The sequence below is a fragment of the Stenotrophomonas sp. GD03958 genome (assembly GCF_029839005.1).
Classification (GTDB): Bacteria; Pseudomonadota; Gammaproteobacteria; order Xanthomonadales; family Xanthomonadaceae; genus Stenotrophomonas; species Stenotrophomonas hibiscicola.
This window is the reverse complement of record NZ_JAOBZT010000003.1, coordinates 25,580-38,418: the sequence shown is the minus strand read 5'-3', so window position 1 is coordinate 38,418 and position 12,839 is coordinate 25,580. Positions and strand designations below refer to the sequence as shown.

Here is a 12,839-nt window from a genome sequence, read left to right as displayed (position 1 = left end):
ACCGAGAATGGCCATGCGCAACACCCGCTCCCGCCGGCAACAGATCCTGCAGCTGCTGATCGAGCACGGCTCGGTGCAGGTGGCCGATCTGGTCGAGCGCTTCGGCGTGTCGGCGGTGACCATCCGTGCCGACCTGACCCACTTCGAATCGCAAGGCCTGGCCAATCGTACTCACGGCGGCGCCACGCTGGTGCGCACGCCGCCACAGGAACAGGACATCCACGAAAAGGACGCACTGAACCTGCCGCTGAAGGAATCGATCGGCGCGTGTGCCGCGCGCCTGGTGCGGCCCGGTGACAACATCATCATCGACTCCGGCTCGACCACGATGACCCTGGCCCGTCACTTGCGCACCCAGCGCGACGTGACGGTGATGACCAATGGGTTGAACATCGCCTGGGAACTGGCCAACGCGCCCGGCATCAACGTGCTGCTGACCGGTGGACTGCTGCGCCAGCAGTCGTTGTCGCTGCAGGGCAGCCAGGCCGAAGCCAGCCTCAACTCCTACAGCTTCGACACCCTGTTCCTGGGCGTGGACGGCCTGGACCTGCAGTTCGGCCTGACCACCCACGATGAAGCCGAAGCCCGCCTCAACCACCGCATGGTCGAGCGCGCGCGCCGCATCGTGGTGCTGACCGACGCCTCCAAGTTCGGCCGCGTCAGCCTGCACCGCATCGCACTTCTCGATCAGATCCACGCCATCATCACCGACGCCGGCATCGACGACGCAACCCGTGAAGGGCTGCAGCGGGTGGGCATCGAAGTGATCATCGCCGAGCCCACTGCATGACCGACACCCGCACCCTGCATGGCCGCATCCTCACCCCGCTGGGTTGGCGGCGTGGCCACGTCCACTTCGATTCGCACATCCGCCAGCTGCAGGTGGACGACCACAGCGGCGCTGACGACCTGCAGCTGCCGGTGATCCTGCCCGGCTTCATCGACCTGCACGTGCATGGTGCGGCCGGCGTCGACCTGATGCAGGGCGGCGACGTGGCCCGCACCATCGCCCGCACCCACCTGCGCTTCGGTACCACCACGCTGCTGGCAACCACCATGACCGCCGGGCTGGACGAGATCGCGCACGCGCTGGACGGCGTCGCTGCGGCGATGGCGGCGCCCGATGCCGACGCCGCCAGCATCGCCGGCGTGCATCTGGAAGGACCGTTCATCAGCCCGCAGCGGCTGGGCGCACAGCCCAATCGTACGATCGAGGCGACGGTGGCACTGGTGCAGCAGCTGCACGCGCTGGCGCCGATCCGGGTGATGACACTGGCGCCGGAAATCGGCGAGCACACCGCGCTGATTCCCGCGCTTTCGGCAATGGGCATCCGTGTGCAGCTTGGCCACAGCGCCGGCACTTACGAAGAAGGTGTTGCTGCGCTGCAGGCCGGGGCTTCCGGCTTCACCCATCTGTTCAACGGCATGACCGGCGTCGACCACTACCGGCCTGGCATCGCCGCAGCGGCGCTGGCACATGCGCAGTACGCCGAGATCATTCCCGACCTGCAGCACATCCATCCCGGCGTGATCCGCCTGGCCGCGCGCGCGATTCCGCGCCTGTACGCGGTGACCGACGCGACTGCCGCCACCGGCATGCCCGACGGCGAGTACGCGCTGGGCGAGCAGCGCGTGCACAAGTGCGGCGGCTGCGTGCGTCTGGCCACCGGTTCGCTGGCCGGCAGCGCGCTGACCATGGACCAGGCGCTGCGCAACCTGGTGCGTGTGGGACTGGAACTGGCCGATGCCTCGCATCGCGTGTCCACCTTCCCCGCCGATTACCTGGGCCTGGATGATCGCGGCCGCATTGCGCCCGACGCCCGTGCCGACCTGGTGGTGCTGGACGCCGAACTGCGCCTGCAGCAGGTGGTCATTGGTGGGCGCGTGGTCGATCTGACCTGACGCAAGCGATGCGGCCCGGATGCCGCGCGGGCTCCCTGTAGAGCCGAGCCATGCTCGGCTCACCGCGCGAAGCGCGGCATGGGGAACCTCGATATCGGAACGGAAAGCAGCCGAGCATGGCTCGGCTCTACAGAATGCACTCTGCGACGAACCGCCGCCGGGCCTGGCCCGGCGCTACCACAGGAACTGCCGATGACTGCAAGCACCGCCCCGCGCTGGCCCGTACGCTACCTGCTCTTCATCGGCGGCCTGGGGGGCCTGCTGTACGGCATCGACATCGGCATCATCGCCGGTGCCCTGCCCTATCTTGAAGCGACCGCCAGTCACGCCTGGCAGCTCAGCAGCCAGCAGCTCGGCTTCGTGGTGGCGGCGGTACTGCTGGGCAGCGTGCTGTCCTCGCTGTTCGCCGGCATGGTCGCCGACCTGATCGGTCGCCGCGGTGCGATGCTGCTGGCCGGCCTACTGTTCACCGCCTCGATTCCGATCATGGCGCTGGCCTCGGGCTACACGCCGCTGCTGCTCGGGCGGCTGCTGCAGGGCATCAGTGGCGGTTTGATCGGCGTGGTGATTCCGCTGTACCTGGCCGAAGTGCTCAGCCCCGAACGGCGCGGGCGCGGCGCGGCGATGTTCCAGCTGCTGCTGACCGTTGGCCTGGTGCTGGCAGCCCTGATCGGCCTGTACCACGCCCATGCCGTGGATGCCGCCGCCGAGGCCGTGCGCTCGCTGCCGGTCGCGCAGCAGGCGCAGGAACTGTTCACGGTGAAGGACCACGCCTGGCGCACCATCTTCTGGACCTGCCTGGCGCCCGGCCTGCTGTTCTGCGCCGGTATCTTCTGGCTGTCCGAATCGCCACGCTGGCTGGTGCGCCGCGGCCGCATCGATGAAGCCCGCCGCAGCCTGCAGCGGGTGCTGCCTGCCGCCGACGTGGAACCCACCCTTGCACAGATCCAGGCGCCGGAATCGAGCAGCAACGACGGCAAGCGCGACCCACTGCTCAGCCGCCGCTACGTGGTTCCGTTCGTGCTGGCCTGCGTGGTGCTGGCCTGCACCCAGGCCACCGGCATCAATTCGGTGCTGGCCTACGCGGTGAACATCCTCAACCAGGCCGGCCTGTCCGGCTCGGTGGCCAACGGCGCCGACGTGGCGATCAAGCTGCTGAATGCGGTGATGACCGTGGTCGCGCTGCTGCTGGTCGATCGCAAGGGCCGCAAATTCCTGCTGATGCTCGGCAGCGGCGGCATCTGCGTGGCCCTGCTGGGCGCGGCCACGCTGTTCTTCCAGGCCGAACGCGGCCGTACCGACGTGCAGCCGCAACTGCAGGCGGCGGTCAGCGGCGACGGCCTGCAGCTGGTGCTGGATGATGCGCAGTGGCAGCGCTTCGGCGCTGGCATCGACAGCGAAGGCCGGCCGCTGCAACTGACCGTGTCGTATGCCTACGGCGACTTCACCAATGTGCGCGCCCTGCGCAGCGACAACCTGATTGATCGCGAACTGCGCATCGAGCGCACCGGCACCGTGCAGCCGGACAGCGTGATCGGTGCGTTCTTCCGCAAACTCCACCTGAATCCATTTGCCGACCCGGCCAGCGCCAGCCAGGCGCCATTGCGCATCGAGCAGGCCCGCATTGGCCCGGTGCCGCCACCGGCACACGGCTGGGCCGTGGCCACCTGCATCCTGGTGTTCGTCGCGTTCTTCGCCGTCGGCCCCGGCGTGTGCGTGTGGCTGGCACTGTCGGAGCTGATGCCGAACCGCATCCGTTCCAATGGCATGAGCATCGCGCTGCTGATCAACCAGTTCGTGTCCACCACCATCGCCGCCATCTTCCTGCCCACCGTGGGCCACTACGGCTATGCGAGCATGTTCGTGTTCTGGGCGGCGTGTACCTTCGTGTTCTTCCTGGTGGCCGCATTCTGGCTGCCGGAGACCAAGGGCAAGTCGCTGGAAGAGATCGAGGCGCGGTTCGCCCGGTAGCGGTCGACCTTGGTCGACCTCCCCGCGCGCCGCGGGTTCATGGCGCGTCCGTCAGTCGCCAGTGATGTGCCTGGCCAGCGCCTGCGCCTCGGCAACGCTGGGCAACCCGCTCAGCATCATCGATTCGCCGAACGGTCCCTGCACCGTCGCCACCATCAGCACGCGGCCATCCACGCTGATCGCCGCCCGCTGACCGACTAGTGCTGTCGTGCCATCGTGGATGCGCTGGTGCGCTTCGTGTCGAAACCGGATCTGCAGGCCCGGCTGCTTGGCCTCGTCCAGCACGTAGCGCACATCGGCGATGTCGGCGCTGCCAGCGATCGGCGGCTCGCGCAGGGCGAGCGTTTCGCCCTGCCACTGCGCCTGCCTGCCCTTGCCGTCCGCATCGACCGCGCTCAGGCGTACATCCACACCCGCGCGCGGCGCATGATCCTTGCCTGCCAGCGCACCGGGCGTGGCACCCGGCATGCATCCGGCCAGCACCAGCGCTGCGCCCAGCAGGAACGGAAACGCGCCCCTCACTTCAGCTTCCGCAGCTTGAATGCCACCAGTACCTGCAGCAGCCCATACAGCAGGCTGCCGATGCCGATCCACAGCGTGGTCACCGCCACGCCTGCGTACGGGTTGGCCGCAAACAGCAGGCCCAGCACCACCGCAAGCACACCACTGAGTATCAGCAACCACTCGCCCTGGATCTGCTTGCGCACGCGGATCGCGAACACGATGCGATAGATGCCCGCCACCAGCAACCACGCTGCGAGGAACAACACCAGCACGCTGGCGGTGGCCAGCGGGTTGATCACCGCCAGGATGCCGAAGCCCAGCGAGGCGATGGCATACAGCGCCAGCCACCCACGCGAGGCACCACTGCCGCCGCTGATCAGTGCGAACAGGCTGATGACACCTTCAACGATGGCCATCACGCCCAGTGTCCACGCCAGCGCCATCGCTGCGGACAAGGGCCAGCCGATGGCAACGATGCCAAAACCCAGTGCGACAAGCCCGTACAGCAGCAGGATCCACCAGCTGCGGCCAACCGCCGACAGCAAGGGAGACAAGGGGGAATTCATGACCACTCCTTCGATCCGGAACCGGCCTCATCCTAGCCCCTGTGGATGAAGAGGGCGATCACGGCGCCCGCGCGCAGACCCACACGCGCACCTCCGCAGCGCCCACCAGGCGCAGCGTCTCGGCAACCTCCATCACCGTGCTGCCGGTGGTCATCACATCATCGACCACGGTCAGCCGCGTTGGCACCAAGCCACGCACATCGAACGCATCGAACAGATTTTCCCTGCGCTGTTCGGCCGTGCGCTCGGACTGCGGCGCGGTGTGGCGCCGCCGGTACAGCCCCTGCCAGACCGGCATCGGCAGCAGCCGGCACAGCTCGCCCGCCTGGTTGTAGCCGCGCTGGCGCAGCCGGCGATTGTGCAGCGGCACCGGCACCAGCGGTGGACACCACCACGGCGGCGGTGCGTGCTGCATAAGCTGCGCGAGCAGGCGTCCGGCTGCGAGATCCTGATGGAACTTGTAGCGGACCAGCAACTGGTCGACCGGTGGCAGGTACAGCAGGCTGGCGTGGGTAGCCGTCTGTGGCGGTACCTCCTCGCGGCAGCTGCCACAGACGATCAACGCGGTGTCGGGCAACGGCAAGGCGCAGCGCAGGCAGGCACGGCCTGCCCAAGGCAGATCGGCCAAGCAAGCACAGCACAGATCAAGATCATCGTGGCCCGGGTCGCCGCAGACCAGGCAGCGGAGCGGTAGCAGCACACCAAGCAGTGCGCGCGAGACACGGGTTGCCGAACGCAGGAGATCAGTACGCATCACCCAATACTTGATGGCGCACGCCGCGTGCGGCCATCGGCGAAGCACCGATTGCAGTGTCGGAACTGCCCTCAACTGCGACGGGGGCCGCCGCCCGTCAGGAAAGGCGTTCGCCCTGTCCGGTCGCCGGTGGCGTAGCGGTGGGCCCGATCAACAACTCCGCCAGCCCGCGATAGATCGGCACCCTGCACACCAGCCCGGACACGCCACGCGCGATCAGCACCGTGGCCAGTATCGGCAGCAGCAGGTCGCCGCTGTCGGTCAGTTCCAGCGAGATCACCGCCGACGTCAGCGGGGCCTGGGTAACGCCGGTGAGGTACGCACACATGCCCAGCAGCACGAACGCGCGCGGGTCCACGCCCGGCATCAGCACTGCCAGGTTGTGACCGAGTCCAGCGCCGACCGCCAACGCCGGCGAGAACAGGCCGCCGGGAATGCCCGCCACGTACGAGGCCAGATTGGCCAGCAGCTTCATCAACCCGAACTCGTGGCCGACCGCCGCCTGCCCCTGCACCAGGCTGCGCGCCTGCTCGTAGCCGGTGCCGAACGCGCCGTCACCGAAGACCAGGGCGAGCAGTACCACCGCCATGCCGCAGCCTGCGGCCAACAGGACCGGATGCCGCTGCCGCAGTTGCCCGAGCCAACGCGGGCGGCCCGCCGCACTGGCCAGCACCGCACGCGCGAACAGGCCGCCCAGCAGCCCTGCCACCACGCCGCAAAGCAGGATGGCCAGCCAGCCCTGGCCGAGCGGCAGGCGTGCACTCACATGGCCGAAGTAGGTGTAGTTGCCGAGCAGGCCCAGCGACACCACGCCGCCGACGATCACTGCGGTCAGCAGGGTGCCTGAGAAACGATGCTCGAAGCGGCCGCTGAGCTCCTCGATGGCGAAGACGATACCGGCCAGCGGCGTGTTGAAGGCCGCCGCAATGCCGGCCGCACCACCGGCCAACAGGAAGTGCGAGAGCTCGCGGGGATCCTTGAAGCCGAACCAGCGGCCGAATAGGTACATCAGGCTGGCGCCCACATGCACCGTGGGACCTTCGCGCCCGACCGACGCGCCGCCGAGCAGCGACAACGACGTCAATAGCAGCTTGCCGGCCGAGACCGCGGGCGAGAGATTGGTCCTGCGGAATGTCTCGTCCGGCTTGTCCAACGCGGCGATGACCTGCGGAATGCCGCTGCCCCGCGTGGGCTTCAGCACGCCGGAAGTGAGCCACGCCAGCAGCGCGAAGATGCCGGGCGTGAGCAGCAGGGCCCACCATGGCGAGTGTGACGTGATGCGCTGGAACAGATGGAAGGCCGCATCGCTGGCCTTGGCGAACAGGATGGCCACCAGCGCCACGGCCACGGCGCCGCCCCAGAGCGCGGCGCGGCGGCGCCAGGCTTCGCTGAGAACCAGCGCGGTGATGCGGCCGCGGAGGCGATGGAGATCGGTCATGAGTCAAAGTCTGCGCGCCAGCGCTTTGGTTAGACAGCGGCCACTGTGGCCGAAGGCCTTGCAGGATGCGGTGAAATGCACGTATGCCGCCAGAAGAGCGTCCTGAACTCGGGCAGATGCAGCGATCTGCGAGATCTGATGCTCAGATCACCAAACGATGGAGAATGTGGGTCAGCGTCAGCTGAGAACAGCCTTGGTTCGGCAACACACCATCCTCTCCCGGCGTGCCCATCTCGAATCCTTCCTCAACGTCCTCGTAGTACAGCAACCCGTCGGGCAGCTGTGCGACCGCCCAGACCCACTCAATCATGCCCAGCCTGTGCAACCGAACCGCATGGAATGGCACGCGCAGGGATTCGAAGGTGGCTCGTTGGACAGGTGAGCAATCCTGCAACTGCCGTGCGACCAGGGTTTCCAGTTCTTCCCGGGTGATCGGCTGCCAGTTGTCCGGATTGTCCATTGCAGCGCTGCCCGATTGAACGTGTGTGCTTGAGGTTACGTCCAACGCGCTGCGCGGGTCGATCCTGACGATGTTCGGGCCAAGCTCACCGCGCAGGCTGCCCCCGCTCCCGGCCCGAGGACGGGGTTCGCCGCGGCAGCAGCGATGCCCGCAATCGATGCAGCGCCATGGCCATCGCTTGTATGGGATTCCATTCCAGTCACAGCCAAGTAAACCAAAACATCAAACTAAAAGTTGACAGCCCGTGCCCCCCCCAGCCACACTGCCGCCCTCGCTCCATTCGTACCCAAGGCCCCGCCATGGCTGCTGCCATCCGCCACGACTGGCAACACGACGAACTGCAGGCGCTGTTCGATCTGCCGTTCCCCGAGCTGCTGTTCCGCGCCGCGGCAGTCCATCGCGAGCACTTCGACCCGTCGCAGGTGCAGGTGTCCACGCTGTTATCGGTGAAGACCGGCGGCTGCCCGGAAGACTGCGCGTACTGCCCGCAGGCGCAGCGCTACAGCACCGGGGTGAATGCGCAGAAGCTGATGGACACGGACGCGGTGCTGGCCAAGGCACGCCAGGCCAAGGCCGCCGGTGCGTCGCGCTTCTGCATGGGTGCCGCGTGGCGATCGCCAAAGGACCGCGACATTCCGAAGGTGGCGGCGATGATCGCCGGGGTGAAGGCGCTGGGCCTGGAGACCTGCGCCACGCTGGGCATGCTCAGCGGCGAGCAGGCACGTGCGCTGAAGGACGCGGGCCTGGACTACTACAACCACAACCTCGACACCGCGCCGGACTACTACGATTCGATCATCCACACGCGCCAGTACCAGGACCGCCTGGATACGCTGGAACACGTGCGCGATGCCGGCCTGAAGACCTGCTGTGGTGGCATCGTCGGCATGGGCGAGACGCGCGCGCAGCGCGTTGGCCTGCTGCTGGCACTGGCCACGCTGCCGGCACACCCCGATTCGGTGCCGATCAACAAGCTGGTGCAGGTAGTGGGCACGCCGCTGCACGGCAGTGCCGAGCTGGACCCGTTCGAGTTCGTGCGCATGATCGCGGTGGCCCGCATCGCCATGCCGCGCGCGATGGTGCGGCTGTCGGCCGGGCGCGAGGCGATGAGTGACGAACTGCAGGCGCTGTGTTTCCTGGCCGGCGCCAACTCCATCTTCTACGGCGACAAGCTGCTTACTACCGGCAACCCGGAAAGCGAGCGCGACCTGGCCCTGTTCGCTCGGCTGGGGTTGCAGCCGATGGCGGTGCAGGTGGATGCCGAAGGCCACGACCACGGCGGTACCGTGCACGCCGATATCAGTGCCGATACGCCCGGCTGTGGCTGCGCTCACGCGGCTTGAGACGGGCCGCAAGCAGGCGCCGCGGCAACGCGCTACCCTAGCCGCTCCGTCGACGCATTCAGCCACAATGGCCCGCCCCGACCTGACCGCCCGCCTCCACGCCCAGCGCGCTCTGCGCGATGCCCAAGGCCGTCGCCGCCCGCGACGCACGGTCACCCGTCGCGATGGCGTGCGCCTGGAAGTGGACGGCCAGTGGCTGACCGGCTTCTGCAGCAACGACTACCTCGGCTTGGCCCAGCAGTTCAGCGTGGTCAACGCGCTGCAGGACGCCGCCGCACGCGAAGGCGCTGGCGCCGGTGCCTCGCACCTGGTCTGCGGCCATCATGCCCTGCATGAGGCGCTGGAACGCGAGGTGGCCGAGTGGCTGGGCTATCCGCGTGCGCTGCTGTTCGGCAGTGGCTTCGCCGCCAATCTGGCGGTGCAGCAGGCACTGCTGAGCGAAGAGAACGACGTGTGCGTGCAGGACAAGCTCAACCACGCCAGCCTCCTTGATGCCACCCGGCTGGCCGGTGCGCGCCTGCGCCGCTACCCACACCTGGATGCGGAAGGCGCGATGCGCCAGCTCAAGCACGCGCCCGACGGCGCGGCAATGCTGGCCACCGATGGTGTCTTCAGCATGGACGGCGACATCGCACCGCTGCGTGCATTGTCGCTTGTGGCACGCCTGCAACAGGCGCTGTTCTATGTGGATGATGCGCACGGTGTAGGCGTGGTCGGTGATGGCCGTGGTGCCGTGGCCGCCGCCGGGCTGGGCGTGGACGATGTGCCGCTGCAGCTGGTCACGCTGGGCAAGGCACTGGGTGGTTCCGGCGCCTTGGTGCTCGGCCGCGACGACCTGATCGAACATCTGGCCGAAACCGCGCGCCCGTACATCTACACCACCGCCGTGCCACCGGCGATGGCCGCTGCTGCGCTTGAAGCAGTGCGCCTGGCGCGCCGCGACCACTGGCGTCGCACCAAGCTGACCGACCTGATCGCGCTGTTCCGCAGCGAAGCACGTCGCCATGGGCTGGACCTGATGGCTTCGGAGACGCCGATACAACCGCTGCTGTGTGGTGACGATCACCGCGCCGTGGCGATGTCCAAGGCGCTGGAACAGGCCGGTTGGCTGGTCGGCGCGATCCGTCCGCCCACGGTGCCCGAAGGCAAGGCGCGCCTGCGCATCACACTATCCGCGCTGCATACGCCGGAACAGGTGCGCGGCCTGGTGGAGGCTCTCGCCAGCGCGCGCGATCGCGTGACCCTGGCGGTGCGTGACGCCGCGCCACCGCCGTTGCCTGTCTTTGCCTGAGCCTGCTGTCGTTTTCCCATGCATATCGACGTCACCGGCCAAGGGCCGGACCTGGTACTGATCCATGGCTGGGCCCTGCAGGGCGGTGTGTTCGCGCCGCTGGTGCAGCGCTTGGCGGACCAGTTCACCCTGCACCTGGTCGACCTGCCCGGCCATGGCCACAGCCGCGAGGACACCACGCCGCTGCGCCTGCCGTTCGTGGTCAGTGCCATTGCCGCGGCCACACCGCCGGCGGTGTGGTGCGGCTGGTCGCTGGGCGGTCTGTTCGCGCTGCACGCTGCCGCGACGCTGCCGAAGGTGCGCGGGCTGGCGATGATCGCGGCCACGCCACGCTTCGTGCGTGGCGAAGACTGGCCGCATGCAGTGGAACCGGCGGTGTTCGAGCAGTTCGGGCGCGAGCTGGCCACCGACTTCGGCGGCACCCTGGAACGCTTCCTCGCGCTGGACGTGATGGGCTCGGCACACGCCCGCGAGGAGCTGCGCATCCTGCGGCAGCGCCTGGTCGAGCGCGGTGCGCCCACCGAACGCGCCCTGCTGGAAGGCCTGCGCCTGCTCGAAAGCACCGATCTGCGCGGCGCGCTGCCGACGCTGGGCAAGCCCAGCCTGTGGATCGCCGGCCAGCGAGACCGGTTGGTGTCTCCGGTGGCGATGCAGGCCGCCGCGGCGCTGGCCCCGGGCGCGCAGGCGCTGACGATCGCCCATGGTGGACATGCGCCTTTCCTCGGCCATGCCGATGAGGTGGCCGCCGCCCTGCAACACTTCGTTGCCGGCCTGTCACCGGCCGATGGCGGACAATGAGCCCCCTCCGAATTCCGCAGGATTGACGCATGGATCTGGGTATCAACGGCCGCTGGGCACTGGTCTGCGGCGCAAGCAAGGGGCTGGGCCTGGGCTGCGCGCGTGCGCTGGTGCGCGAGGGCGTCAACGTGGTGATCGTGGCTCGTGGCGAGGAGGCACTGCAGGTTGCCGCCGCAGGGCTGAGCGCCCTGCCCGGTGCCGCTGAGGTCCGCGCGGTCGCCGCCGACGTCACCACCGAGGCCGGCCGTGCTGCGGCGCTGGCCGCATGCCCGCAGGTGGACATCCTGGTCACCAATGCCGGTGGCCCGCCACCGGGCGACTTCCGCAATTTCGAGCGCGACGACTGGATCGCCGCGCTGGACGCCAACATGCTGGCGCCGATCGCGCTGATCCGCGCCACCGTCGACGCGATGATCGAGCGCGGCTTCGGCCGCATCGTCAACATCACCTCGTCGGCGGTGAAGGCACCGATCGACATCCTGGCGCTGTCCAACGGCGCGCGCAGTGGCCTGACCGGTTTCGTCGCCGGCCTGTCGCGCCGCACCGTGGCCCACAACGTCACCATCAACAACCTGCTGCCCGGCCAGTTCGACACCGACCGCCTGCGCGCCAACTTCGCCCACAGTGCGGGCAAGAACGGCGATGCTGGCGAAGTGGCCGAACGTCGCCGCCAGCAGATTCCCGCCGGCCGCTTCGGCACGCCGGACGAGTTCGGCGCCGCCTGCGCCTTCCTGTGCAGTGCGCAGGCCGGTTACCTCACCGGGCAGAACCTGCTGATCGACGGCGGCGCCTACCCCGGTACGTTCTAAGAGAGTTCGCAATGCCGTCCCACTTCGATGCCCGCCATGTCCGTCGCGCGTTCGCGCGTGCCGCCACCAGTTACGACGCTGCCGCCGCCCTGCAGCGCGAGGTGCAGTCGCGGCTGATCGAATCGCTGGACTACCTTGAGGCACGCAAGCCCGAGGTGGTGCTGGACATCGGCGCCGGCACCGGCCATGCAAGTGCGTTGATGAAGAAGCGCTGGCCGAAGGCGCAGGTGATCGCGCTGGACGTGGCGCTGCCGATGCTGGACCAGGCCAAGCGCCAGGCCGGCTGGTGGAAGCCGTTCCAGCGCCTGTGCGGCGACGCCGCTGCGCTGCCGCTGGCCGACAACAGCGTGGACGTGATCTTCAGCAACCTGTGCCTGCAGTGGGTGGACGACCTGCCGGCGGTGTTCGCCGGGTTCCGCCGTGTGCTCAAGCCCGGCGGCCTTCTGCTGTGCTCCACCTTCGGCCCGGAAACGCTGATCGAACTCAACGAAGCCTTCGCCGCCGCCGATGACCGCCCGCACGTCAGCCGCTTTGCACAGATCGCCCAGTTCGGTGATGCGCTGATGATGGCCGGCTTCCGTGACCCGGTGCTGGACCGCGATCTGTTCACCCTGACCTACGACGACCTGCCCTCGTTGATGCGCGAACTGCGCGCGATGGGCGCGACCAACGCGCGGGTGGACCGCCGCCATACGCTGACCGGGCGTAGCCGTTTCGCGGCGGCGGCAGCGGCGTATGAACCGATGCGGCGCAGCGACGGCAAGCTGCCCAGCAGCTGGGAAGTGATCTATGCCCACGCCTGGGCACCGGACCCGGGCGCGCCGATCCGCGAAGGCGGGCATGACGTCGCCTCGGTGCCGGTGTCGGCGATTCCAATCCGCCGCAAGCAGACCTGATCGTCTGGTAGTGCTGGCCGCTGGCCGGCAACCTCACGATTCCATGGTGGGCATCTGCCGGCCAGCGGCCGGCACTACCCAATGCGACGCCGCGCCCAACGCAGGCT

13 protein-coding genes are annotated in these 12,839 nt (G+C 68.3%); 8 read left to right on the top strand and 5 right to left on the bottom strand.

Annotated elements, in window-relative coordinates:
* The first annotated feature begins 13 nt into the window (after window positions 1–13).
* From N5C25_RS01460 to N5C25_RS01450, 3 genes are all read left to right on the top strand, one after another.
* The gene (locus N5C25_RS01460) at window positions 14–790 is read left to right on the top strand and encodes a DeoR family transcriptional regulator (protein ID WP_031270180.1); all 777 of its coding nucleotides are present in this window, start codon (window positions 14–16) and stop codon (window positions 788–790) included.
* A complete protein-coding gene (gene nagA / locus N5C25_RS01455; protein WP_279936195.1) occupies window positions 787–1,902 on the top strand; it encodes an N-acetylglucosamine-6-phosphate deacetylase in 1,116 nt (371 codons plus the stop codon). The genes N5C25_RS01460 and nagA overlap by 4 nt, the downstream gene beginning before the upstream one ends.
* 192 nt (window positions 1,903–2,094) lie before the next feature.
* Window positions 2,095–3,873 (top strand): MFS transporter, encoded by a 1,779-nt coding sequence (locus N5C25_RS01450; protein WP_279936194.1) that lies wholly within the window; start codon window positions 2,095–2,097, stop codon window positions 3,871–3,873.
* 51 nt (window positions 3,874–3,924) lie between these two features.
* On the opposite strand, the gene N5C25_RS01445 is transcribed toward N5C25_RS01450, so the two are convergent.
* From N5C25_RS01445 to N5C25_RS01425, 5 genes are all read right to left on the bottom strand, one after another.
* Window positions 3,925–4,395 carry a hypothetical protein gene (locus N5C25_RS01445; RefSeq protein ID WP_279936193.1) on the bottom strand — a complete coding sequence of 157 codons (471 nt, stop codon included), beginning with the start codon at window positions 4,393–4,395 and terminating at the stop codon, window positions 3,925–3,927.
* Window positions 4,392–4,943 (bottom strand): HdeD family acid-resistance protein, encoded by a 552-nt coding sequence (locus tag N5C25_RS01440; RefSeq protein ID WP_021203354.1) that lies wholly within the window; start codon window positions 4,941–4,943, stop codon window positions 4,392–4,394. Before N5C25_RS01440 ends, N5C25_RS01445 begins: the two co-directional genes overlap by 4 nt.
* Before the next feature lie 58 nt (window positions 4,944–5,001).
* Window positions 5,002–5,697: a ComF family protein gene (locus tag N5C25_RS01435; protein WP_251102182.1), complete on the bottom strand. Its 696-nt coding sequence runs from the start codon at window positions 5,695–5,697 to the stop codon at window positions 5,002–5,004.
* A 97-nt stretch (window positions 5,698–5,794) separates the two neighbouring features.
* Entirely contained in the window at window positions 5,795–7,135 is a 1,341-nt protein-coding gene (locus N5C25_RS01430) for a chloride channel protein (protein ID WP_251102183.1), read from the bottom strand.
* 142 nt (window positions 7,136–7,277) lie between these two features.
* The gene (locus N5C25_RS01425; RefSeq protein WP_111098629.1) at window positions 7,278–7,595 is read right to left on the bottom strand and encodes a hypothetical protein; all 318 of its coding nucleotides are present in this window, start codon (window positions 7,593–7,595) and stop codon (window positions 7,278–7,280) included.
* A gap of 299 nt (window positions 7,596–7,894) precedes the next feature.
* Here N5C25_RS01425 and bioB point away from each other — a divergent pair, with 299 nt between their 5' ends.
* The 5 genes from bioB to bioC all read left to right on the top strand — a co-directional run bounded on the left by bioB (window position 7,895) and on the right by bioC (window position 12,732).
* Window positions 7,895–8,938 (top strand): biotin synthase BioB, encoded by a 1,044-nt coding sequence (bioB, locus tag N5C25_RS01420; protein ID WP_251102184.1) that lies wholly within the window; start codon window positions 7,895–7,897, stop codon window positions 8,936–8,938.
* Between the two features lie 67 nt (window positions 8,939–9,005).
* Window positions 9,006–10,229 carry an 8-amino-7-oxononanoate synthase gene (gene bioF, locus N5C25_RS01415; RefSeq protein WP_279936192.1) on the top strand — a complete coding sequence of 408 codons (1,224 nt, stop codon included), beginning with the start codon at window positions 9,006–9,008 and terminating at the stop codon, window positions 10,227–10,229.
* A gap of 18 nt (window positions 10,230–10,247) precedes the next feature.
* On the top strand, window positions 10,248–11,027 hold the full coding sequence (gene bioH, locus N5C25_RS01410) for a pimeloyl-ACP methyl ester esterase BioH (protein ID WP_279936191.1): 780 nt from the start codon (window positions 10,248–10,250) through the stop codon (window positions 11,025–11,027).
* A 29-nt stretch (window positions 11,028–11,056) separates the two neighbouring features.
* Entirely contained in the window at window positions 11,057–11,836 is a 780-nt protein-coding gene (locus tag N5C25_RS01405) for an SDR family oxidoreductase (protein ID WP_279936190.1), read from the top strand.
* A gap of 11 nt (window positions 11,837–11,847) precedes the next feature.
* Entirely contained in the window at window positions 11,848–12,732 is an 885-nt protein-coding gene (gene bioC / locus N5C25_RS01400; protein WP_134735739.1) for a malonyl-ACP O-methyltransferase BioC, read from the top strand.
* The last annotated feature ends 107 nt before the right edge of the window (window positions 12,733–12,839 follow it).